The organism is Allobosea sp. GW823-FHT01F03 (assembly GCF_058798075.1).
In genome coordinates this window covers 2,456,341-2,477,579 of the sequence record NZ_CM179505.1, presented here as the reverse complement: position 1 = coordinate 2,477,579, position 21,239 = coordinate 2,456,341, and the positions used below count along the sequence as shown (strand labels likewise).

General features: G+C 67.8%; 22 protein-coding genes. 12 read left to right on the top strand and 10 right to left on the bottom strand.

Translation table 11 applies throughout. The features are described 5' to 3' along the window. Positions 1–4: 4 nt before the first annotated feature. The 3 genes from AC3RCC_RS11780 to AC3RCC_RS11770 all read left to right on the top strand — a co-directional run bounded on the left by AC3RCC_RS11780 (position 5) and on the right by AC3RCC_RS11770 (position 2,329). Positions 5–751, top strand: coding sequence for a hypothetical protein (locus tag AC3RCC_RS11780; protein ID WP_492258511.1), 747 nt, complete (start codon positions 5–7; stop codon positions 749–751). A gap of 195 nt (positions 752–946) precedes the next feature. Then, entirely contained in the window at positions 947–1,663 is a 717-nt protein-coding gene (locus AC3RCC_RS11775; protein WP_492258510.1) for an SDR family NAD(P)-dependent oxidoreductase, read from the top strand. Between the two features lie 120 nt (positions 1,664–1,783). Beyond that, the gene (locus tag AC3RCC_RS11770) at positions 1,784–2,329 is read left to right on the top strand and encodes a 2,4'-dihydroxyacetophenone dioxygenase family protein (protein ID WP_291634348.1); all 546 of its coding nucleotides are present in this window, start codon (positions 1,784–1,786) and stop codon (positions 2,327–2,329) included. 184 nt (positions 2,330–2,513) lie between these two features. On the opposite strand, the gene AC3RCC_RS11765 is transcribed toward AC3RCC_RS11770, so the two are convergent. Continuing rightward, on the bottom strand, positions 2,514–2,921 hold the full coding sequence (locus AC3RCC_RS11765) for a flagellar assembly protein FliX (protein ID WP_452117898.1): 408 nt from the start codon (positions 2,919–2,921) through the stop codon (positions 2,514–2,516). A 262-nt stretch (positions 2,922–3,183) separates the two neighbouring features. Between AC3RCC_RS11765 and AC3RCC_RS11760 the strand changes: the two genes are divergently transcribed. From AC3RCC_RS11760 to flaF, 8 genes are all read left to right on the top strand, one after another. Next, positions 3,184–4,416 carry a flagellar basal body P-ring protein FlgI gene (locus AC3RCC_RS11760; protein WP_492258509.1) on the top strand — a complete coding sequence of 411 codons (1,233 nt, stop codon included), beginning with the start codon at positions 3,184–3,186 and terminating at the stop codon, positions 4,414–4,416. After that, positions 4,416–4,802 (top strand): rod-binding protein, encoded by a 387-nt coding sequence (locus tag AC3RCC_RS11755; RefSeq protein ID WP_291634342.1) that lies wholly within the window; start codon positions 4,416–4,418, stop codon positions 4,800–4,802. Before AC3RCC_RS11760 ends, AC3RCC_RS11755 begins: the two co-directional genes overlap by 1 nt. Beyond that, positions 4,792–5,280: a hypothetical protein gene (locus AC3RCC_RS11750; RefSeq protein ID WP_291634341.1), complete on the top strand. Its 489-nt coding sequence runs from the start codon at positions 4,792–4,794 to the stop codon at positions 5,278–5,280. Before AC3RCC_RS11755 ends, AC3RCC_RS11750 begins: the two co-directional genes overlap by 11 nt. 189 nt (positions 5,281–5,469) lie before the next feature. Then, the gene (locus AC3RCC_RS11745) at positions 5,470–5,943 is read left to right on the top strand and encodes a FlaG family protein (protein WP_291634340.1); all 474 of its coding nucleotides are present in this window, start codon (positions 5,470–5,472) and stop codon (positions 5,941–5,943) included. Positions 5,944–6,218: 275 nt separating this feature from the next. Continuing rightward, on the top strand, positions 6,219–7,544 hold the full coding sequence (locus AC3RCC_RS11740; protein ID WP_492258508.1) for a flagellin N-terminal helical domain-containing protein: 1,326 nt from the start codon (positions 6,219–6,221) through the stop codon (positions 7,542–7,544). 206 nt (positions 7,545–7,750) lie between these two features. Continuing rightward, a complete protein-coding gene (locus AC3RCC_RS11735) occupies positions 7,751–9,085 on the top strand; it encodes a flagellin N-terminal helical domain-containing protein (protein WP_291634336.1) in 1,335 nt (444 codons plus the stop codon). A gap of 47 nt (positions 9,086–9,132) precedes the next feature. Then, positions 9,133–9,525, top strand: coding sequence for a flagellar biosynthesis repressor FlbT (gene flbT / locus AC3RCC_RS11730; RefSeq protein ID WP_291634334.1), 393 nt, complete (start codon positions 9,133–9,135; stop codon positions 9,523–9,525). Beyond that, entirely contained in the window at positions 9,509–9,880 is a 372-nt protein-coding gene (gene flaF / locus AC3RCC_RS11725; RefSeq protein ID WP_291634331.1) for a flagellar biosynthesis regulator FlaF, read from the top strand. The genes flbT and flaF overlap by 17 nt, the downstream gene beginning before the upstream one ends. A gap of 160 nt (positions 9,881–10,040) precedes the next feature. Here the strand turns inward: flaF and AC3RCC_RS11720 are convergent, their stop codons facing one another. From AC3RCC_RS11720 to AC3RCC_RS11690, 7 genes are all read right to left on the bottom strand, one after another. Beyond that, positions 10,041–11,558, bottom strand: a complete 1,518-nt coding sequence (locus tag AC3RCC_RS11720; protein WP_492258507.1) for a flagellar biosynthesis protein FlgL — start codon at positions 11,556–11,558, stop codon at positions 10,041–10,043. Positions 11,559–11,570: 12 nt separating this feature from the next. Next, positions 11,571–13,433: a flagellar hook-associated protein FlgK gene (gene flgK / locus AC3RCC_RS11715; RefSeq protein ID WP_492258506.1), complete on the bottom strand. Its 1,863-nt coding sequence runs from the start codon at positions 13,431–13,433 to the stop codon at positions 11,571–11,573. 64 nt (positions 13,434–13,497) lie between these two features. Further along, positions 13,498–14,910: a flagellar hook protein FlgE gene (locus tag AC3RCC_RS11710; protein ID WP_291634325.1), complete on the bottom strand. Its 1,413-nt coding sequence runs from the start codon at positions 14,908–14,910 to the stop codon at positions 13,498–13,500. A 347-nt stretch (positions 14,911–15,257) separates the two neighbouring features. Further along, on the bottom strand, positions 15,258–16,265 hold the full coding sequence (locus AC3RCC_RS11705) for a YcjF family protein (RefSeq protein ID WP_492258505.1): 1,008 nt from the start codon (positions 16,263–16,265) through the stop codon (positions 15,258–15,260). Positions 16,266–16,278: 13 nt separating this feature from the next. Next, on the bottom strand, positions 16,279–17,727 hold the full coding sequence (locus tag AC3RCC_RS11700) for a YcjX family GTP-binding protein (RefSeq protein WP_492258504.1): 1,449 nt from the start codon (positions 17,725–17,727) through the stop codon (positions 16,279–16,281). A 13-nt stretch (positions 17,728–17,740) separates the two neighbouring features. Continuing rightward, positions 17,741–18,268, bottom strand: a complete 528-nt coding sequence (locus AC3RCC_RS11695) for a SixA phosphatase family protein (protein WP_492258503.1) — start codon at positions 18,266–18,268, stop codon at positions 17,741–17,743. A 38-nt stretch (positions 18,269–18,306) separates the two neighbouring features. Further along, entirely contained in the window at positions 18,307–18,993 is a 687-nt protein-coding gene (locus AC3RCC_RS11690) for a TetR/AcrR family transcriptional regulator (RefSeq protein ID WP_291634317.1), read from the bottom strand. A 103-nt stretch (positions 18,994–19,096) separates the two neighbouring features. On the opposite strand from AC3RCC_RS11690, the gene AC3RCC_RS11685 reads away from it, so the two are divergent. Beyond that, positions 19,097–20,356 carry an ABA4-like family protein gene (locus AC3RCC_RS11685; protein WP_492258502.1) on the top strand — a complete coding sequence of 420 codons (1,260 nt, stop codon included), beginning with the start codon at positions 19,097–19,099 and terminating at the stop codon, positions 20,354–20,356. Positions 20,357–20,365: 9 nt separating this feature from the next. Here AC3RCC_RS11685 and AC3RCC_RS11680 read toward each other — a convergent pair whose 3' ends face one another. Next, positions 20,366–20,611 (bottom strand): helix-turn-helix domain-containing protein, encoded by a 246-nt coding sequence (locus AC3RCC_RS11680; RefSeq protein ID WP_291634313.1) that lies wholly within the window; start codon positions 20,609–20,611, stop codon positions 20,366–20,368. A gap of 10 nt (positions 20,612–20,621) precedes the next feature. Then, complete coding sequence (locus AC3RCC_RS11675; RefSeq protein WP_492258501.1) at positions 20,622–21,188, bottom strand: DUF2975 domain-containing protein; 567 nt, start codon at positions 21,186–21,188, stop codon at positions 20,622–20,624. Positions 21,189–21,239: the final 51 nt, after the last annotated feature.

Sequence of the window (21,239 nt, the reverse complement as noted above, 5' to 3'; positions counted from 1 at the left end):
GCCCATGATTGCGGCTGCCAAGCCGGTCGATGACGGCGCCAGGGTCGCGATCACCTATGAGCTCGCCGACCTGCCGAGCACGCCCTTCTGGCAAGGACAGGAGGATGAGTCCGGTTCCATCCTGGCGATCCCAACCCTGATCGCGCCCACGCTCGACAAGAGTGGCGCCTATCGCGAGCGGGCGCGACGGTCCGGGCTCGCCCGACCCGAGCTCGAAACCGCGACGATCCGGAGGGGCCTCAGCACGGTTTCGCCCGGCCTTCCTGCCGCGACCGAGCGAGCCGTCGGCTTCAGGATCGGCCCGCAGCTTCTCTCGCTGGAGACCACGATCGTCAGCGGGAGCGGATCCTGGCAGAGCACGGATACGCGCCTCGACTGGTCGCTGGCGCGGCGCTCCACCACCTCCGGCGACGGGCTGCGCTGGCGCCTGTCCACCGGCGGCGATTTCGGCATGGCCGGCAGCGGCAGCCACAACGCCAATGCGATGCTGGGATATCGCCACTCCCTGTTCGACAAGGTCACGCTGATCTCCGAGGTCGCGCTCGCCAGCAGCTACGCCTTCGCCAGCCAGGCCATGCCCGAGGCGCGGCTGACCCCGCAGCTCCAGATCGTCACCGATCTCGGCCTCGCTCCCGATACGCCGTGGAAGACGACGCTGGATGTGAAGATGAACCGCGAATTGCCGCTCTCGGGCGGCGAGGTCAAAGGCGGCGCCTCGGCAATGCTGCGCTTCGAGCTAGGCCCGCGCTAGCCCGCCCGGCGCAGCGCGGCAGACCGAAGGCGCAGGTCAAGCGCGCAAAGCCAGGGGAGCCGGCCGCTTCCCCCGGCCCGCCACTCCCGTCTAGATTGCCACGTAACACCGAAGAGCCCCCCGAGCGACGCGTCCAAGCAGCGAACGCCCGAGAAGCGGTCGTCCAAGAAGCAAACGTGCGAGAGCAGCGAGCCTATGACCGAAACCCAGAAATTCGCCCTTGTCACCGGCGGCACCCGCGGCATCGGTGCCGGCGCCGCGCTCGCCCTCGCCGAGGCCGGCTACCGGGTCCTCGCCACCGGCCTCACCGATGAGGAGGTCGCCGCCACGCCGGCCCATGCCGCGATCCGCCATGCCAGGCTCGACGTCACCAGCGACGATCAGGTCGCCGCCATCGTCGCCGGCTGCGAGCGGATCGACGCGCTGGTCAATTGTGCCGGCATGATCCAGCGCGGCGGCAAGGAGTTCGAGATCGAGGCCTTCCGCCTGACCGTCGAGGTCAACCTCACCGGCACCATGCGGATGAGCGTCGCGGCCAGGGAAAAGCTCGCGGCGGCCAAGGGCGCCATCGTCAACACCGCCTCGATGCTGACCTTCCATGGCTCGCCCTTCGCCCCGGGCTATGCCGCCTCGAAGGGCGGCGTCGGCCAGCTCACCAAATCGCTCGCCGCCGCCTGGGCGACGGACGGCATCCGGGTCAATGCGGTCGCGCCTGGCTGGATCGCCACGGAGCTGACGCGACCGCTGGTCGAGGATGCCGCGCGCTCCGCTCCGATCCTGGCGCGCACGCCGATGAACCGCTGGGGCGAGCCCTCCGATGTCGGCGGCGCCATCGTCTTCCTGCTCTCGGACGCCGCGCGCTTCGTCACCGGCACCGTCCTGCCGGTGGATGGCGGCTATCTCGCGGTCTGAGCGCGAACCCGCCGAACGCTGAACAGGGCGACGAAACCCCGCCCGATCAATGACATGGCCCGCTTTCCGGATTCAGTCTAGGAAGGGCCTGAATCGAAAACTCAAAGGTAGAGACGAGCCATGGACAAGGTCAGCCCGCTTCCGGTCGCCGCCACGAACGCCGAGCGCTGGACCCCCTACCGCCATCCGCAGCCCAAGGAATCGCCGCCGGAGCTGGTGATCCCCAACGTCATCCCCGAGGATGACCGCGTCTGGGTCCCGGTCGATGACAATGTCTGGTTCCGTCCGCTCTGCCTCTCGGCGACGCGCGGCTATTGGATGAACCTGCTCAAGGTCCGGCGCGCCGGCGTGCTCTCGCGCCACCGCCATCCCCAGCCGGTGCATGGCTACGTCCTCAAGGGCAAGTGGCGCTATCTCGAGCATGACTGGGTCGCGACCGAAGGCGGCTATGTCTACGAGGCGCCCGGCGAGACCCACACGCTGGTGGTCGATCCCGATGTCGAGGAGATGATCACCATGTTCCAGGTCAATGGCGCGATGATCTATGTCGACCCCGACGGCAAGTGCCTCGGCTATGACGACGTCTTCACCCGCATCGACAAATGCCGGGCGCATTATGCGGCGAACGGCCTCGGCGCCGATTTCGTCGACCAGTTCATCCGCTGAAGAACTGAAGGGCCGTCACGCACGGCCCACAGCCAGCGCTGCGCCGACATGAGGAGCAGAGGCTGCTCCGGATCGTCATGCTCGCCCCCGTGGCGAGCATCTCCGTCTTGAGAACACAGCCTTCGCCAGCAGGAGACGTGGGTGGTCGGGACAAGCCCGACCGTGACGGAACCGGGCTAAGGCATCAACGCCCGAGCTTCGCCAGCTCCACCGCGGCGCGCAGCTCGATATGGGCCAGAACCTCGTCGAGGCGCGGATCGTCGGTGTTTTCCCGACGCGTCGACAGCATCGCCTTGAGACGCTCCAGCTCGACGAGCTGAACCCGGCCGGAAAGCAGCGCCGCCTTGAGACGGTCGAGCCCGTCGAGCAGGTCATGGCCGCGGCGTGCCTGGCGGCGGCGGCGCTCCTGACCGCCCTCCTCCTCCTGCACCAGCAGCAGACCGTCGAGCGGGCCGGCATGGCTTATCGTCGTGGACTGCGTGCTCGCAGCCGCCTCGCGCCCCGGCAGGCTGAAGCTCGTGCCGCCCGCGGCTCTGCCGCGGCTGGTCGCGCCGGTCGAGGTGATGGCTGCGCGCTGGTCGATACGGATCATGGCGCTCTCGGCGACGGTTCGAAATGGCGGCTCTTCGGCCTCGCTCGCCCCTGCCTCCTTCTTGCCGGCGGCATGGTTAACGAGCGGTAAACGACTCGGCAGGAATTGCCGCGCCCGGCAGGTTTGAACAGGCCCCTGCCCTGCCGACGATCAGGCCGGAGATCATTAAACTTCTGATTAAGAACGGTTTTTGCTTTTTCTAGAACTGGCACGGAGTTCGCAGGGCCATCGCAGTCCGACGATGATTGAACCCGGTGGCCGCATGTTCGCCCTCTTCCCGACCCGCCATTTGCTGACGCAGGCCGCCGCATCGCTGCTGCTCGTCGCTACGGCGTGGGCGGCCGACCTGGCGCCGACCCCGATCCCGGGCCAGGCGCGCGGCGGCGTGCCGGCGAAGCTCGCCCTGGCCTCCTTCGGCGGCACCCATGGCACCTCCCCCGGCATCGGCGGCGCGCTCTCGCGCATCAAGGACCTCGCCTCGGTCGAGGGCGTCCGCTCCAACCAGATTCTCGGCTACGGCATCGTCGTCGGCCTCAACGGCACCGGCGACACGCTGAACAACGCCCCCTTCACCAAGCAGTCGCTGCAGGCGATGCTGGAGCGGCTCGGCGTCAACACCCGCGGCGCCAATATGCGCACCGCCAACGTCGCAGCGGTGATGGTGACGGCGAACCTGCCGCCCTTCGCCACGCAGGGCACCCGGCTCGACGTCACCGTCTCGGCGCTCGGCGACGCCAAGTCACTGCAGGGCGGCACCCTGCTTGCGACGCCGCTGCTCGGCGCCGACGGCGAGGTCTATGCGGTCTCGCAAGGGCCGGTCGCGATCTCCGGCTTCTCGGCCGAGGCCGAGGCCGCCAAGATCACCCGCGGCGTGCCCACCGTCGGCCGTATCGCCAATGGCGGCCTGGTCGAGCGCGAGATCGAGTTCGCCCTGAACAAGCTCAAGACGCTGCGCCTGTCGCTGCGCAACCCCGATCTGACGACCGCCCGGCGCGTCGCCGCGGCGATCAACGATTTCATCGGCGGCGACTCCGCCGAACCGACCGACCCCTCGACCGTCGTGCTGCAGATCCCGCCGCGCTTCCACGGCAACATGATCCGCCTGCTGACCGATATCGAGCAGCTGCGCGTCGAGCCGGACCAGGGCGCAAGGGTCATCATCGACGAGCGCTCGGGCATCATCGTGATGGGTCGCGACGTGCGCGTCTCCACCGTCGCCGTCGCTCAGGGCAACCTGACCGTGACGATCTCCGAGGAGCCGCAGGTCAGCCAGCCGAACGAATTCGGCAATGGCCGCACGGTCGTCGTCCCGCGCAGCAATGTCAGGGTCGACACCGAGGGCACCAACAAGCTCGCCCTCGTCAAGGAAAGCGTGACCTTGCGCGAGCTCGTCGACGGACTCAACGCGCTGGGCATCGGCCCGCGCGACCTGATCTCCATCCTTCAGGCCATCAAGGCAGCCGGCGCGCTGCAAGCCGAAATCGAGGTGATGTAATGAGTGCTGCCCTCGCCATTCCCGCCGCCAAGCTCGCGCTCGGCGCCGCCGTCAACCTCGCCAGCGGCATCGCCGGCGCCTTCGACGCCAAGGCGGCCAAGGCCAAGAAGACGGCCGACGAGTTCGAGACCGTCTTCCTCGAGAACTTCACCAACAGCATCATGAACTCCAGCGAGACCGAAGGGCCGCTCGGCGAGAACGGCACCGGCGGCGGCGTCTATCGCTCGATGCTGACCCAGGAATATGCCCGCAGCCTGCAGAAGGCCGGCGGCCTCGGCCTGTCGGACCAGATCCTGCGCGACCTGATCCAGGTCCAGGCCAAGGCGACCGCCACGGCCAAGACTACGGCCACGGCAACGACCGGCGGAGGCGGCAATGCTGGCTAGGCCGCGCGTCATCGACGAGCGCCCGCGCGTCGGCAGCGCCATCGAGGCGGAGAGCCTGATCGAAGCCGTTATCGAGGTGCTAGGCTCGCTGTCGCATGTCGTCGGCGAGGAAACCGCCCTGGTCAAGGCCGGCAAGCTCAAGGACGCGATGGAGCGCGAGCCGCGCAAATCCGAGCTCGCCGGCGTCTATATGAAGGGCGTCGAGCAGATCAAGCTGAACGCCGTCGCGCTGGCCCGTTTCGTACCCGAGAAGGTCAAGCGGCTGAAGGCGGCGCATCTCGCCTTCCAGGAGCTGATCGAGACCAACCAGGCGGTGCTGGCGACGGCGCGGGCCGTGTCGGAATCGATCGTCCGGGATCTCGCCACGGATGCCAACCGGCCGATGAAGGCGGCGGGCTATGGGCCGGCCGCGAGCGTCGGAGCCGGCGTCTTCGCCCGGCCGAATGCCGGGCCGATGGTGATCTCGAAGAGCCTGTAGCGCAGCTCCGGCCCATCCGGGCCGGAACGGCCGGCTGCATCCGCGGCGCCGACCGCAAATTCCTTAACCAAAAGCGGCCCTTAGCAGCCAATCCTTCACAATTTACCAATTTCCCTAACGGCAGATTCAACTTTCGCCGCCAGTCTCGCTACCATGAACTGAGTCCGTCTCAGGCGAGAGGAGTCCAGAATGGATTTCGGCGGGGCACCCAGAACGATCGCCACCGGCGCCGTGCAGGCAACGGTTCGGACCGACATCGCGATCCAGCCGGGCAGTGCGCCGGTGGAGCTCCCGGCCGAGAAGACCGTGCAGTCGGCCGCGGCCGGCGAGGCCGTCCGGCTCGACATCCGGGCCCGGGCCGACGAGAAGCGCCAGGAGCAGGCGCAGCATCGCCAGAATCAGGACGACGCCGTCAACCGCGAGCGCTCCGAGACGGCCTATCAGAAGCAGGAGCGGCGCGAGGCCGTCGACCGGCGCCTGGTCATCGACGCCAAGACCCACAGCATCGTGCTCCAGAAGCGGGACCCAGACACCGGCGAGACCGTCGAGCAATTGCCCGACGAGACCATGCTGAAGCTGCGCGCCCTCTCCCGGGACCTGATCGAGCGCGCACGCGAGACGGCGGCCCCCTCCACCTCGCACGTCGTCGAACGCACGGCCTGAAGCAAGCCACCCACCGCCCGACTTCCCAATGCCCGCCGTCGCTCGCCGCAAGGCCGAGCCGGCGGGCGCTGGCGTTTTCCTGTCGCCCCAGCCCTCGCCGGAAATCGGCTGCCGCCGCTTGACGGACCGTTAACCACAAGCAGAGGCCGACCGATTTCGCGGCTATTTTCCAGATCGAATTTACCGCTTGTTACGAGAGGGCGATCGATGGTCGCCCGGTCCTGACCAGAACGGCCGGGACGCCAGAAGGCATCATACCAGAAGGGTATACTAAGATGGCTACCGTCTCTCTTTCGGCCGGCGTTCGCAGCGCGCTGACCTCGCTCTCCCAGACCACCGCCGCCTCCCAGCAGGGCCAGTACCGTCTCGCCACCGGCAAGAAGGTCAACTCCGCTGTCGACAACCCGGTGAACTACTTCACCGCCGCGGGCCTCAACGACCGCGCCGGCCAGATGACCAACCTGCTCGACGGCATCTCCAACGGCATCCAGACGATCCAGGCCGCCTCGCAGGGCCTCGACTCGGCCGTCAAGCTCGTCGAGTCGCTGCAGTCGACCGTCAAGCAGGCCCAGGCCGACGCCGCCGCCAACCGCCCGACCAAGACCGGTACGGCCCTGGCAACGTCGACCGAAGTCACCGCCACCGGCGGCAAGAGCCTGAAGGACATCGCTCTCGACAAGCGTATCGGCAAGGCCGGCGCGGTCGTTGGCGCCACCGCTTCCGATGCCGGCCACCTGATCGACACCACCACCAACACCAACCTGGCCCTGACGGTCTCGGCCGGCTCGACCACCTTCACCGTCGATCTGGCCGCCACCGCAACGGTCCGCGACCTCGTCAACACGATCAACAGCTCGGGTCTCGCCACCGCTTCGGTCGATGATTCCGGCCGCCTGAACGTCACTGGCATGGGCTCCGACACGCTGCGCGTCGGCCTCGGCGCCAGCACGACCGCTCCGCTCGCCCGGACCAACGCCTCCAGCGCCTCCAACCAGAACGGTGCCATCGGTCTTGCCATCGCTGACGGCGATACCGCCGGTGCCGGCATCGCCGCCTCCGGAGGCAACTCGACTGTCCGGTCGAACCTGATCAAGCAGTTCAACGATCTGACCAAGCAGATCGACCAGCTTGCCAAGGATGCGAGCTTCAACGGCAAGAACCTGCTCGCCGGCGACAAGCTCTCGATCGTGTTCAACGAGAAGACCGGAACGCAGCAAGCGAAGCTCGACGTCCAGGGCTCGGTGCTGACGGCCGGCAATCTCGGCGTCCTCCAGGCCGGCACCGCCGACGCGGCCGGCGTGTCGTTCAACATCCAGAACGACTCGTCGCTCGAGACTGCCTCCGACACGCTGACCAACGCGCTGACCTCGCTGCGCTCGATGGCGTCGTCGCTCGGCTCCAGCATGTCCGTCGTCCAGACCCGCCAGGATTTCACCAAGAACCTGGTGAACACCCTGACCCAGGGCGCCGACAATCTGGTCCTCGCCGACTCCAGCGAGGAAGGCGCCAAGCTCCTCGCCCTGCAGACCCGCCAGCAGCTGTCGCAGACGGCCCTGTCGCTGGCCTCGCAGGCCGACCAGGCGGTCCTGCGTCTGTTCTGATCCTTCGGCCCCGCAGGAGCGGGCCTGCCCACAGAAGTGGGACGAAGCAAAGAAAGGCGGCGGAGCGAAAGCTCCGCCGCCTTTTCGCCGTCCGGGCTCCGTCAGATGTCGCCTGGAGGCCGTTAACCGGCTGTTAGTCTTAACGAAGGATTATCCCCGCAGAGCAAACCGCATGGCGCCCGAATCGCGCCTTCAGGGGACCGAAGATGGCCAACACGATTCTCACCAGCGGCGTCAGGGCCAATCTTTTGACCCTCCAGCAGACCACTGCCGAGCAGGGCATCATCCAGAACCGTCTCGCCACCGGCAAGCGCGTCAACTCCGCCATCGACAACCCCGTCAACTACTTCACCTCGCTCGGCCTGAACGACCGCGCCAACGAGCTGAAAGGCCTGCTGGACGGCATCTCGAACGGCATCCAGACCATCACCGCCGCCTCGCAGGGCATCGACTCGATCACCAAGCTGGTGCAGTCGCTGCAGTCGACGATCAAGCAGGCCCAGGCCGACGCCGCCGCCAATCGTCCGAACCGGATCGGCACGTCCGACGTCCTCGCCGATGCCGGCGAAGTGACCGCGACCAGCGGCAAGAGCCGCAAGGACATCGCGCTCGACAAGCGGATCAGCAATGCCGGCCCGCCGGCCGACGCCACCGCCTCGAGCGTCGGTCACCTGATCAACGCGACCGCGACACCGGCGACGGCCCTGACGGTCTCGGCCGGCGCGACCACCTACACCGTCGATCTCGGCGCCAACGCGACCGTCCGCGACCTCGTCAATGAGATCAACAAATCGGGAATCGCCACCGCCACCGTCGACGATTCCGGGCGCCTCAACGTCACCGGCTCCGGCTCGGACACGTTGCGCGTCGGCATCGGCGCCGGTGCCGACGCGACCGCGGCCCGCACCAACGCCTCGAGCGCAACCAACCAGAACGCCGCCTTCGGCCTGCTCGTCGCCGACGGCAACTCGGCCGGCGCCGGCATCACCTCGACCGGCGGCAACTCCACCGTCCGTTCCAACCTGATCAAGCAGTTCAACGATCTGCGCGACCAGATCGACAAGCTCGCCAAGGATGCCGGCTACAACGGCAAGAACCTGCTCAACGGCGACAAGCTCTCGATCATCTTCAACGAGAAGACCGGCACCAACCAGTCGAAGCTCGACATCCAGGGCGAAACCCTGTCGGCCGCCAATCTCGGCGTTCTGACCGCTGTCAGCGGCACCGCCCTGACCGGCCAGTTCAACATTCAGGACGACACCTCGCTGAACACCGTCGCCGACACGCTGACCAGCGCGCTGTCCTCGCTGCGCTCGATCTCCTCGACGCTCGGCTCGAACCTCTCGGTGGTGCAGACCCGTCAGGACTTCACCAAGAACCTGGTCAACACCCTGACCACCGGCGCCGATAATCTGGTGCTTGCCGACTCCAACGAGGAAGGCGCCAAGCTGCTCGCCCTGAACACCCGCCAGCAGCTGTCGCAGACGGCGCTGTCGCTGGCTTCTCAGGCCGACCAGGGCGTGCTGCGTCTCTTCGGCTGACCCCGAAAGGCTCCGCCCTCCCCGCCAGCCAGAAGGCAGGAACGACAATGGCCCTCAAGGTCGAGCTCAAGCCGAACGAGCGCATCATCATCGGCTCGGTCGTCATCCGCAACGATGAGCAGCGCACGCGCTTCTTCATCGAGGGTGACGCACCGATCCTGCGCGAGAAGGACATCCTCACCCCGGCGACCGCCGACAGCCCGGCCAAGAAAATCTACCTGGCCATCCAGCTGATGTATCTGGCCGGCAGCCCGACGCATCAGCACGAGGTCTATTTCCAGCTGGTGCGCGACTTCCTCCAGGCCGCCCCGAGCGCTCTGCCACATGTTTCCGAGATCAATAACTGCATCTTAAGCTCCGAACTCTACAAAGGTCTGAAATCAGCGAAGAAGCTGATCGCGTACGAGGCGGAGCTCATCGAGAATGCAAAGCGGGTTTAATGCCTACGCCGCAGCGGCCAGGTCTGCGCAGAATACGGCTTCTCCCCGCGAACTGGAGGCTTCTCTGCTCCTGAAAGCCAGCGTTCGGCTTCAGTCGATCATCGACGACTGGGCTGGCCGCTCGCGCGAGCTCGACGAAGCGCTGAACTACAACCGCAAGCTCTGGACTTTGCTGGTCTCGGCCGTGATCGCGGAAGACAATCCCCTGCCGGTCGACATCAAGCGCAACATCCTGTCGCTAGCCAATTTCATCTTCAACCATACCTTCCGCGTCGCCGCCAATCCCGGGCCCTCCGCCCTGACGGTACTGGTCGACATCAACCGCGACATCGCCGCCGGACTGCGCGGGCGCTGAGCGTCCGCTTCGACAGCCATCACCGAACGAAAACGCCGCCCGGATCCCGGGCGGCGTTTTCGTTCGGGCGGCAGGCGGCACAGAGCGCGGCGCCGCCTTCTATAGCATTGGACCGAAAAGATAGATCACCGGAACCGCGTCCGGACGGACGCGCGGCGATCTAGAGATAATTGGTGAGGCTGAGCTTCGAGAGGATCGAGGTCGTCTGGTAGCTCGCCTGCAACTGGTTCTGCAGCGCCAGGATCTGCACGGCCACCTCCTCGGTGGTGACGTTCTCGATGCCGTCCAGCGTCGTCGTCAGGTAGTTCTTGGTTGCGGTGTGGCGCTCCTTGGCCTGCGCCAGCGCCGTCTGCGCCGTCCCAAGCTCGACGATGATCTCGGACGGATTCTGGGTGCCGGGCGGGTAGCCGAGCGCATTGCGGCTGCGCTCGGTCAGCGCCTCGTAGCGCGCCTCGGAATTGGGATCGCTCGCCTGGAAGGTCTCGGCCGCCAGCACGGCAAATTGCGCAAGGCCGATGCGGAAGGCCTGCTCATTGGCGCGCGCGCCGGTTGCGACGAGCTGGCTCTGGTCGACCTGGACGCTGGAAGTCGCCCGCGCCGAGCCCGTCGCATCGTCGCCCCTGTACCAGATCACCGTGTTGGCGTCGGTGCCGGGCGCTGGCGCGGTGGAGGCAGCGTCGAAGGGCGGGCCTGGAACGCGCAGCGGCGGGTTGCTCGGGCTGCCCGCGAAGAAATTCTCGGCAGCGACCTGTGCCGACGCTGCCGAGAGGGTGGTGTTCGCCTCGCGTGACAGCGCCGCGTCGATCGTCTCGCGCAGTCTCATCGCCGTCGTGGCATTGTCCGGACCGATCGCGAAGCTGCCATGGGCGGTGCCGTCCGTGCCCTCGGCGCGGGCGGTCAGCGTGATCTCTTCGACCGTGTCGTCGGGCAGTTTGAGCCTGATCGTCAGCGTCTCGCCGGGCAGCGGTGTTCCCACCACATTGACCGCGACATCAGCCGGAGGGCCGGCGGTGTAGTTCACCGTCAGCGCCGCGGAACTGGTCGAGGCGCCGATGAGGTCGAAGCCATAGGGCGGATTGCCCGGCTCCTTGGCGATCGTCGCCGCGGTACCGGACCCACCCGTGGTCAGCCGGCCGAAGCCGTCGACGCCGAGATCGGCCTCGCGACGCTCCGAGATCAGCTGCTTCAGCCCGGCCTTGCCGGCGCCGTCGCCGTTCATGATCAGCGAATAGTCGACGACCGGCAGCTCGTTGGCGGTACGGCCGGAGAACAGGTAGCGGCCGTTGACATTGGTGTTGAGCAGGTCGAGCGCCTGCTTGAACTTCTCCTCGGCCAGGACCTGCGGCGCGGTACGGCCGGTCGAGCTCGGCTGATAGCTGCCGGCGCGGGTGTCGCTCACCGTCTCGCGCGTCATCTTGGCGAAATTCTCGACCGCCTGCGTCGCCAGCTTCAGATTGACGTCGGCACGCTGGATCCCGGTCAGATAGCCTTCGAGCGTCGAGAGCCGGTTGTTGAGGTCGAGGCTCCTGCCCCGATCCATGCCGAGGCCGGCGAAGGTCTCGCTCTTCTTCTTGGTGGCGAGCTGGCGCTGCAGATCGTCGAACTGCGCGCGGCTGGAGACGAACTGGTTCGGCTTGGCCGAGCGATAGGCGCCGGTGCCGGTGGCGGTGATGGTCATGGCGCGGTTTCCTTACAGTCTCAACAGCACGTCGAGCAGTTCCTTGACCGTCGAGATCACGCGCGCATTGGCGGCGTAGGCCGACTGGAGCTCGATCAGGGTCGACATTTCCTGGTCGACATTGACCTGCGAGTCCTCGAGGAAGCGGCTTTGAACCGAGGCCAGCGCGACCTGCTGGCCCTCGTCCAGCCGCTGTGCGGCGGCGCTCGCCTGCCCCTGCCCGGCGACGATGCGCTGGACGAAACTCGCCATCGTCATCGAGGAGGTGTTGCGCGACCCGTCGAAGCCGGTGGCGTTGGTGAAGCTGCGCTGGCTCGAGGTCAGCCGGTCGAGCAGGAATTGCGGCCGGGTCGTATCGCCCTCCGGAGTGCTCGGGCTGACCAGGACGAGGGCCTTGGGGTTGGTCGCAAGATTGGGGTTGACGACGATCCGGGAGGCGAAGCCCACCGACTGCGCCCCGCCCTCATAAGAGCCGGTATAGGCGCCGTTGGCGCGGCCGGAATCGACGAAGAAGGGCAGTTCCGCCGTGCCGCCGCTCAGCAGATCCTGGGTCGGGCGGGCGGTCAGGCCGAGCACGTCTCGGGTACCGCCGGCGCCGTCATCGACGATCCGCAGCACCGAGCCGGTGTTCGAGATCGTGAAGCCGGGGCCGACCGCCGCCTGCATCTGCGCCGCGACCGAAGCCGGGCCGCCGGAGAAATCGATGCCGATGACGCGGTTATTGGCATCGCCCTCCGCCGAGGCGGGCAGCGGCAGCGAAGCGGCGGAATCGACACGCACGAAGGTGTAGCGCTGCGTCTGCCCGCCGGGCGTGACCTTGTAGTCGAGCGTCACCGTGTTGCCGGCCTTCAGGCCGGCGAGGTCGACATCGAAGCCCGTGGCAGCGCCGGCGGTCGCCGCCGTGCCCGCGATCTCGCGATCGGAGAGCGCGCTGGCGAGCTGGGCCGCGATCTCGTCGAGTTGCGCCTGTGCCTGGACCAGCGTCTTGTCGCGCAGCTCGATCAGGGCACCGATCTCGCCGGAGCGGAAGGTGTTGTTGGCGATGGCGTCGAAGCCGTTGCCGGAGATATCCTTGGCGACGATCGTGCCGACGCCGCGCTGCGCCGGATCCGAGCTCCATTGCGCGGCCGGGCCGAGCGCGCTGCGCTGGTCGAACGCGAAGGTGACCGTCGGCCGACCGTCGAAGAGCTGCGTGCCGGAGGCGGCGGTGATGGAGATCCCGCCATTCGGCTGCTCGCTCGTGCGGATCTCGACATATTGCGAGAGCTCCGAGACGATCCGGTCGCGCTGGTCGCGCAGATCGGCCGTGCCCGAGCTCGCTTCGCCATTGACGATGCGGGCGTTGACCTTGGTCAGCGATTCCAGCAGCTCGTTGACCCTGCCCACCGCATTGCCGATGCCGGCCTCGGCCTGGTTCCGCAGGGTCTGCACGCCCTCCGACATCGAGCGCAGCCGGCTGGCGAGCTGGCTAGCGGCATCGAGCACGGCGGTACGGCTGGTATAGGAGGACGGGTCGTTGCGCAGCGCCTGCAGCGAATTGGTGAAGGTGCTGAACATCGTATCCAGCGCGGTCGCGCTGCCGGGAGCACCATAGAGGCGGTCGAGCCCGGCGAAGGCCTCGGCGCGCGTCGCGGTATAGGCGGCGCCGGAGCTTTCCTGCCAGAGCTGGTGCTGGACGATCCGGTCGAGCAGGCGCTGGACATTGGGATTGTTGACGCCGACCGTCCGCCCGGTGCTCGAGTCGAGATTCGAGACCGTGCGCCGGACATACCCGGCCGTGCCGACATTGGCGACGTTCTGCGAAACGACGCCGATCCCGGTCTGCGTGCCGCGCAGGCCGGAGATGGCGGTGTCGAGAGCGGTTCCGAGCCCCATCGTCAACTCCTGTCGTCTCGCCCCGGCCCTCCTGGACCGTCAGGCCGCCGGCGCGCGAACGTCTTCAGCGAATGATGTTGAAGACGTCGCGCAGCATCTCCTGCGCCGTCGAGATCACCTTGGTGTTGGCCGAATAGGCCTGCTGGGTGATGATCATCTTCGAGAATTCGTCGGCGATGTCGGTGTTGGACTGCTCGACATTGCCGCCGATCAGCTGGGAGGTGCCGAGACCGACGATCGGCGCGCCCGACTCGATCGTCTCCTCGAAGGCGCCGCCATCGAGGCGCTTCAGCGCATTGCCCGCATTGAACCGGGCCACCGAGATCTGCGCCAGCGCGACAACCTGGCCGTTGCTGAAAGTGCCGATGACCTGTCCCTCGTTCGAGATCGAGACGCGGTCGAGCGTGCCGGCGGTGTAGCCGTTCTGGCGGATGCTGCGGGCATCGATCTGGCCACTGGTGTCGCCGTTCTGCGTCAGGCTGGTGCCGTTGGTCACGATCGTGATGGGAGCGGTAGCCGGGGAGATCGCCGTGCCGCCGATCGTCATGGGCGGTATCGTGATGTTGCCGCTGGCGGGCGCCGTCATCTTGCCGGTCGAATCGAAGGTGATGTCGACATTGACGTTGCGGTAGGCGACGGTGGAGCCGGTGGCTCCCGTATTCTCGGCGATGAAGAGGTTCCAGGTGTCGGCGACCGCCGGCGGGCCGGCCGTGGCGTTGGAAACCTTGGCCCAGCGCAGCTCGACGCTGGTCGCCTTGCCGAGCGTGTCATAAACCGTGACCGAGCCGCCCGGGATCGAGCGGTTGAGGAAAGTGGTCATATCGCTGCCGACCACGGTGCCGGTGCCGCCCGAGGCCGTCGTCCCGGGATTGGTGCCGAAGCCAGTGCCGGCGTTCAGCAGCTCGGAGCCTGCCGTCGTCGAAACGGCGCTGTTGGTCTTCGGATAGGCCGGGATATTGGCGCTGTATTCGATCTCGGTGGTCGCCTTGGCCGGGAACTGGTCCTTGGTGATGCGCAGCACGTCGGGCTGGCTGCCGATCACCTGACCGGTCACCGGATCGATCTTCTGGCCCTTGAGATAGTAGCCGGCGCCGTTGACGAGATAGCCGTCGGCGTCGAAGTCGAAATCGCCGCGGCGGGTGTAGAGATTGCTGTTTGCGAACTGGGTCGAGGCGCCGACGCCGCTCTGGCGCTGGTCGACCACGAAGAAGCCGTCGCCGTTGATCGCCGCATTGGTGTCGATGCGCGTCGAGTTCAAATCGCCCTGGATTGTGTTGGTGGCGCGGCTATAGGACGCGACCGAGCCGGCGATCTGGCGGTTCAGCGCCGTATCCGGGATCAGGTCGGAGAAGCTGGTGTCGACCCGCTTGAAACCGGCGGTCCGCGAGTTCGCAATGTTGCCGGAGATATTCTCGAGGGCATAGGACTGGGCCTGCATGCCCGTCACCGCCGTCGTCAGCGCACTGAAAACACCCATCGCAACCTCACCTGGCCATCAGACCCGGACAGCGCCCCCCATGGGCGGCATGTCGAACCGCTGGTGAGTTTGCACGCCCCGTGCCACGGCCAGGGCTGAGATATTTCAAGAACTTGGATGGTTTTCAGAGCGTTTCCCGGCGCGTCCGACCGGGCAGATTCGTCCGGCACCGGCAAATTCTGCCGAGCGCGACCGTCTTTCCGGGGCAGCCCGCAGGGCTGAGTCCGGAGCCCATGGCCACGACGCGCTTCGAAGGGCGCTCGGACGACAGCGCCCATTCCGGCAATGCCGGCGGATATGGCTTCCGGGCTCGACGCTGCGCGTCGCCCGGGAATGACAGGCGAGGCTCAGCTCTCCTTGCCGCCCCAGCCCGACAGGTCCCCGGCCACGTCCGACAGGCCGGGCGGCTGCGCCTCGACGAAGGGCAGCGGCCGGCAGACGGCAATCGCGGCGAGGCCGATGCGGGCGGTCAGCAGCCCGTTCAGCACGCCCTCGCCGAGCTTGGCCGAGAGCCTCGCCGCCAGCCCCTGGCCGAGCACCTGCTGGACCACCGCGTCGCCGGCCGCGATGCCGCCAGTGACGACGAGATGGCCGAGCACCTGCCGCGCCAGCCTGAGCAGGCCGAGCGTCCCCGGCCGGCCGGCATAGACACCGGCGACCGCCCGCAGCAGCCGGGCGCAGGCGACGAGCACGAAGACCACGTCGACCAGTGCGCGCGGGCTGACGGCGGTGACCAGCGAGACCCGCCGCGCCGCCTGCGCCACCTGCGCCTGGGCGAGCGCATCGAGCGGGGCCATCAGGCTGCGCTCGGCGACGGTGAGGAGATCCCGCGCCGCCAGCAATTGCGGGGTGTGGGCGGCAAGCTCGGCCCGGCCCTTCGCGGTCTCCGCCCGGCCCGAATAGAGCCGTTCGAGATCGGCCGTGACGGCCCGAGCCTTGGCGAGGTCGCTTTCGGCGAGCGCCGCGACGGCGCGCTCGCGCAAGGCCTCGACCCGGCGTTCGCGCAGGATGTCGCGCAGCACGCGGGCGAGCATGACGAGGAGCGCCAGCGCCGCGAGACCGGCGCAGATCAGTGCCGCAATGCCGACGGCCGGGTTAAGGGCGAGCAGCCACCTGATCGTCTGCTCCGTCCAGATCGTGGCGGAGAGCACGAGCAGGCCCGACAGCGCCGCGACGAACAGGCTGCCCCAGCTGAAGCCGCGGCGGCGCGGTACCGGCGCGGCGGGTGCCGCCTCCGGTTCGATCGGTTCGTGCTCCGGCACGACCGCCACGTCTCCGCCGGCAGCCAGCCGCTCGGACAGCTCGTCTTCCGGCCTCTCCGGGTCGAGACGGACGGCTCTTGGTGCCTTGCTCACCCTTGCCCTCCCCTCATGCCAGCCGGTCGCCGATCAGGAATTCGAGCGCACGGTCGAGGCGGATCTGCGGCGGCGGCGAAAGCCTGCCGCCGGCATCGGGCTTGACCAATGGCGGGCGGAAGCGCGGCGCGCGTACCTGCCAGCGCGGCGTCGCCGGATCGAAGATCGCCTCGGGCCGCTGCGGCAATTCGCCGGGAAAGATCGCGGCCTCGGTCTGGCCGTCGAAGACCTCGCCATCGACGACCTCGCCGGCCTCTGGCACCCCGGCGATCGCCGGCAGCTCCTCGCGTCCGTCGCGGATGCGGACCTCGCGCGTCGCGCGGATCGCGGCGAAGGCCATCGCCTCGACCTTGGCGCCCGCCCCTTGCGCCTTGCTCGCGGCGCGCGCCACCAGATGCGACATCACATTGGCGAGCCGGTCATGGCTGGTGTGGTGGATATGGTCGGCCTTGGTCGCGGCGAAGAGCACCTTCTCGATGCGCGGCGCGAACAGGCTGGAGAGCCAGGAATTGCGGCCGACCGAGAAGGCCGAGAGCGCCTGGCCGAGTGCCGTCTCGAGATCGGCGAGCGCAGCCGGGCCGGCATCGAGCGCCGCCAGCGCGTCGACCAGTACGATCTGCCGGTCGAGCCTGGCGAAATGCTCGCGGAAGAACGGCACCACCACGACCCGCTTATAGGCCTCGAAGCGCTCCGCCATCAGCCCGGCGAGCGTGCCCGGCGCGGGCGGGACGCCGGGCGGAAGATCGAGCGGCGCGAAGGTCAGCGCCGGCGAGCCGTCAAGATCGCCCGGCATCAGGAAGCGCCCGGGCGGCGTCACCGCGACGGCCTCGGGGTCGGCTCGCAAGGCCGCGAGATAGGCCTTGAAGCGCTCGCTCGCCGCCTCCGCCGCCATCTCGTCGGCAGGGCCGCCGGGATCGCGGGCTTTCAGATCCTCGAGCCAGGGCGTCGCCACCGGCAGGCGATGCGGCTTGCGCGCGTCGACGACCGCCTGGGCCGACCAGCCGGCATAGTCCTGGCCGATCAAAGCGAGGTCGAGCAGCCATTCGCCGGGATAATCGACGATGTCGAGGGTCAGCGTCGCCGGCCCCTTGAACCAGCCCTGCGCCCGCTCATAGTCGATCTCCAGCCGCAGCTCCGAGATGCGGCGCGTCGATTCCGGCCAGCGCCGATCCGGTCCCGACAGGGCGGCGCGGTGCGCCTCGTAGGGAAAGCGCGGAATATCGGGATCAGGCTGCGGCACCAGCCGCACGCGGGCGATCCGCCCTTCCGCCGAAGCCTTCAGCACCGGCAATTTGGAGCCTTCGACCAGATTTTGGATCAGCGCCGTGGTGAAGACGGTCTTGCCCGAGCGCGACAGGCCGGTCACGCCGATGCGCAGCCGCGGCCGCGCCAGGCCGAGCAGGCTGTCGCCGAAAGCCAGCGCCGCATCGCGGGCCTCGTCGAGATAGGAGGCCGACGCCATCAGGCCGGGCGCCTCACTCGTCCGGCCCCTCGCCCAGCGAGGCGGGCGTGACGAAACGGTCGAGCCGGCCGGAGCGGGGCGCAAGATCGCGCCAGTCCTCGATGTCGAAATCGAGCACGGCGAGCCCGGCGGTCGGATATTTCTGGGCCATGCGTGCCGCCGCATAGCGGTCGCCATGGCTGGCGAGCTTGGAGGCGAGCTCCTCGAAGCCGGGGTTGTGGCCGATCATCAGCAGAGTCCGCACCGAAGGCTCGACCTCCTGCACCACCGCGAGCAGGCGCTCGGACGGCGATTCATAGATCCGCGGCTCGAACTGCGTCGCCGGCTTTTCCGACAGCATCGGCCGCACCAGCTCCCAGGTCTCGACCGTGCGCTTGGCCGGCGAGATCAGGACGAGGTCGGGCAGCAGCAATTCCTCGGCGAGATAGCGGCCCATCAGCGGCGCGGCTTCCCGCCCGCGCGTGGCGAGCGGCCGGTCACGATCGACGGTGTTGGCGCGCCAGGCCGATTTGGCATGGCGCAGGAGCATCAGGCGGCGCATGACCGCCATCTAACCATGCCCGCCGGGATTTGCGAGGGCTATGCTCCGACATCGCTCCGCCGCTGGCGCACCGCGCTGACCAGCAACTGCACGAGTTGCTGGGAATAGAGCTTCAGCAGGCGCTCGCGGCCGCCGGGCAGGGTCTCGAATGAGCCGAGCTGGCCATCGATCAGCATCGTCGAAAATCCGTGCGTCAGCGACCAGACGAAGAGGATCGCGCCGAGATCGGCATCCTCGGAATAGCTCGACGGCAACCGCGTCAGCGGATCGTCCGTCATTTGCCGCCCGAGGGCCAGCTTGGTTTCGCGCACCAGGATGCCGAAGGCCCGCAGGCCGGCACGCATCAGCGCGTCGTCGCCGCGCTTCAGGCCGAGGCGCCCGAAGACGACCCGGAAGCGGCCGGGCCGTGCCAGGGCGGTCGCGAGATAGGCGTCCGCGATCGCCGCGAGCCGATCGCCGCCGCTGGAGACGGCCTCCGCCACCGCCGTCTCCATCGCGTCGGAAAGCTCGTCGAAGCCGAGCGTCGCCACGGCGGTCAGCAAGCCCACCAGATTGCCGAAATGATGCGCCGGCGCCGCCGGCGAAACCCCGGCACGCCGGGCGCATTCGCGCAGGGTGAAGCCGTCGACGCCCTTCTCGGCCAGCACCGCCTCGGCCGCGTCGATCATCGCCTGGCGCAGATCGCCATGATGATAACCACCGCGCCCCGCTACCCCCATCGCCATTGCCGGCCTCACATCTTTACAGCGTCAAAATCTAACTTGACGCCGTCAAGATAGCGCAATAGGCAGAGGCAGCAACTTAACAGCGTCAAGATCGGAGTTTGCGATGCCGAGCTTTTTCGATGACGCGTTCGCTCTCGCCGGCCGCCTCGCCATCATCGGCTGGCTTTCGCTGATCCTGCTGCCGCGCTGGCGTGGAGTCTCGGCGGCGCTCGCCGGCTGGATCATTCCGGCCGCGCTCTCTCTCGGCTATCTCGTTCTGATCCTGGTCTACTGGCACGATGCACAGGGCGGCTTCCGCTCGCTCGACGCGGTCGCCAGTCTGTTCGCTTCGAAGCCGCTGCTGCTCGCAGGCTGGGTGCACTACCTCGCCTTCGACCTGTTCCTCGGGAACTGGATCCTCAGGCGCTCGCAGGAGGAGGCGATCCCGCACGGGCTGATGGTGCCGGTGCTGATCCTGACCTTTCTGTTCGGCCCTGCCGGCTATCTCGCCTGGCTGCTCACCGCCGCATCGTTCCGCCTTGCCCGCGAGGACCGGATCGCCCGGTTCCAGGCCCGGATGCCGGGCTGGCTGCGCGATATCGAGATCGAGCCGCGCCTCACGGCAGCGGCCTTCGCCATGGCCGCCTTGGTGCTGCCGACCATGCTTGCCCTGAACCTGGACGAGCGCCTGTTCGGGGGCGTCGGCACCTGGGTAAAGCCGCTGAAATTCGAGATCTCGGTCGCCTTCTACCTGCTGACGCTCGCGATCTTACTGCCCCTGAGCAGCGAACGCTTCCGCGCCTCGCTCGCCGGGCGCTACATGGTCTGGCCGGTGATCGTGCCGATCGTGCTGGAAGTGCTCTACATCGCCTGGCGTGCCTCCCGCGTGGAGGCCTCGCACTACAATGCAACCTCGCTCGGGGCGGCGCTCTACGTGTTGATGGGCATCGGCGCCGTGATGTTCACGCTCGCGCCGGGCTTCCTCGCCTATGGGCTCGCGCGGCGCGATGCCCGTCCGATGCCCCCGGTGCTGCGCTGGTCGCTGGTGGTCGGCCTTGCCTTGACCTGCGTTCTCGGTTTGCTGAGCGGTATCGTGCTCGGTCGGAACCCTGGCGGCCACTTCGTCGGCGTACTCCCTGCGCTGCATCCGACGCTCCCGCTCCTGGGCTGGTCGCTCAGCGTCGGCGATCTGCGCCTCGCGCATTTCCTCGCGCTGCACGCCCTGCAGATCGTTCCGGCTCTCGGGCTCCTGATCTGGCTGGCGACGCGCCGCACGGGCCCGGGTCTCGTCACGCTCGGCGCCGCCTCAACGGCCTATGCCGGCCTGACCGTGGCCGCCTTGCTGGCGGCGCTCGATGCACGCCCCCTGCTGGGTTTCGGCTGAGCGCGCAACTCAGGCCTCGCCGCCCTCGCCTTCCATGGCCGGCTCCTCCGACCCTGGTTCGTAGCGCAGCAGATCGCCCGGCTGGCAGTCGAGCACCACGCAGATCCGGCTGAGGGTGTCGAAGCGCATGCCCCGAACCTTGCCGGATTTCAGCTGCGAGACCTGCTGCTCGGTCAAGCCGATGCGCTGGGCGAGCTCCTTCGAGCGCATCTTGCGACGCGCCAGCATGACATCGAGTTCGACGATGATCGGCATCGCCAAGCTCCTACACGAAACTCTGATTCTCGTCCGCGAGCCGCACCGCCTCCTTGAGCACCAGCCCGAAAGCCACGAGTGCGGCGCCCGCCGCCAGCGCACCGAACATCCCGGGATCGAGCGTAAGCGCCAGCTGCTTCTGCCCTGACGGATTGTCGAAGGTCAGCGCCACACTCTGCAGCGCGCGCGCCAGCGGCGTGGCCACGCCCATCGCCGTCAGGAGCCAGCCGACCCGCACCAGCCGCTGGGCATTCTCCTCCTCCAGCACCAGGCCACGGCCGAAACGGCCGAACAGACTGGCAAGACGCAACATGGCCGCAGCGAAGAGACCGGCCGGCACGAAGCCGATCGCAAGCGCGAGCCAGTAACCGCGCTCCGATAGCGAGCCTGGCAGCGCACTGACGCCGATCGTGCCACGGGCATAGGCCGCGAGTTGCTCCGGATCACGCCAGAGCCAGAAGGTGCCGAAGGCCATCAACGCCGCCGCCGCCAAGCAGAAGATGCGCGCGACCGCACTCACGCGGCGCAGCCTCGCCATGGCGAGCGGCCCCTCAGGCGAACTGGTGAAGAGCGACATGAAATTTCACTCCTTGATTGACAAAATTAAACTAAGAGATGAATTTTTGAA

Excerpts from the sequence above, each read along its gene's own strand:
- AC3RCC_RS11700 (WP_492258504.1), bottom strand. The coding sequence starts at position 17,727 with ATGGCGTCGGCCTCCTATCTCGACGAGGCCCGCGATGCGGCGCTGGCT.
- AC3RCC_RS11720 (WP_492258507.1), bottom strand. The coding sequence starts at position 11,558 with ATGACCATCACCGCCACCGGCACCGGCGCCTATCGCTCGGCCAAGCCG.
- AC3RCC_RS11770 (WP_291634348.1), top strand. The coding sequence starts at position 1,784 with ATGGACAAGGTCAGCCCGCTTCCGGTCGCCGCCACGAACGCCGAGCGC.
- AC3RCC_RS11745 (WP_291634340.1), top strand. The coding sequence starts at position 5,470 with ATGGATTTCGGCGGGGCACCCAGAACGATCGCCACCGGCGCCGTGCAG.
- AC3RCC_RS11710 (WP_291634325.1), bottom strand. The coding sequence starts at position 14,910 with ATGGGTGTTTTCAGTGCGCTGACGACGGCGGTGACGGGCATGCAGGCC.
- AC3RCC_RS11760 (WP_492258509.1), top strand. The coding sequence starts at position 3,184 with ATGTTCGCCCTCTTCCCGACCCGCCATTTGCTGACGCAGGCCGCCGCA.
- flaF (WP_291634331.1), top strand. The coding sequence starts at position 9,509 with ATGCAAAGCGGGTTTAATGCCTACGCCGCAGCGGCCAGGTCTGCGCAG.
- flgK (WP_492258506.1), bottom strand. The coding sequence starts at position 13,433 with ATGGGGCTCGGAACCGCTCTCGACACCGCCATCTCCGGCCTGCGCGGC.
- AC3RCC_RS11780 (WP_492258511.1), top strand. The coding sequence starts at position 5 with ATGATTGCGGCTGCCAAGCCGGTCGATGACGGCGCCAGGGTCGCGATC.
- AC3RCC_RS11690 (WP_291634317.1), bottom strand. The coding sequence starts at position 18,993 with ATGGCGATGGGGGTAGCGGGGCGCGGTGGTTATCATCATGGCGATCTG.
- AC3RCC_RS11735 (WP_291634336.1), top strand. The coding sequence starts at position 7,751 with ATGGCCAACACGATTCTCACCAGCGGCGTCAGGGCCAATCTTTTGACC.
- AC3RCC_RS11680 (WP_291634313.1), bottom strand. The coding sequence starts at position 20,611 with ATGCCGATCATCGTCGAACTCGATGTCATGCTGGCGCGTCGCAAGATG.
- AC3RCC_RS11675 (WP_492258501.1), bottom strand. The coding sequence starts at position 21,188 with ATGTCGCTCTTCACCAGTTCGCCTGAGGGGCCGCTCGCCATGGCGAGG.
- flbT (WP_291634334.1), top strand. The coding sequence starts at position 9,133 with ATGGCCCTCAAGGTCGAGCTCAAGCCGAACGAGCGCATCATCATCGGC.
- AC3RCC_RS11685 (WP_492258502.1), top strand. The coding sequence starts at position 19,097 with ATGCCGAGCTTTTTCGATGACGCGTTCGCTCTCGCCGGCCGCCTCGCC.
- AC3RCC_RS11750 (WP_291634341.1), top strand. The coding sequence starts at position 4,792 with ATGCTGGCTAGGCCGCGCGTCATCGACGAGCGCCCGCGCGTCGGCAGC.
- AC3RCC_RS11765 (WP_452117898.1), bottom strand. The coding sequence starts at position 2,921 with ATGATCCGTATCGACCAGCGCGCAGCCATCACCTCGACCGGCGCGACC.
- AC3RCC_RS11695 (WP_492258503.1), bottom strand. The coding sequence starts at position 18,268 with ATGCGCCGCCTGATGCTCCTGCGCCATGCCAAATCGGCCTGGCGCGCC.
- AC3RCC_RS11740 (WP_492258508.1), top strand. The coding sequence starts at position 6,219 with ATGGCTACCGTCTCTCTTTCGGCCGGCGTTCGCAGCGCGCTGACCTCG.
- AC3RCC_RS11755 (WP_291634342.1), top strand. The coding sequence starts at position 4,416 with ATGAGTGCTGCCCTCGCCATTCCCGCCGCCAAGCTCGCGCTCGGCGCC.
- AC3RCC_RS11775 (WP_492258510.1), top strand. The coding sequence starts at position 947 with ATGACCGAAACCCAGAAATTCGCCCTTGTCACCGGCGGCACCCGCGGC.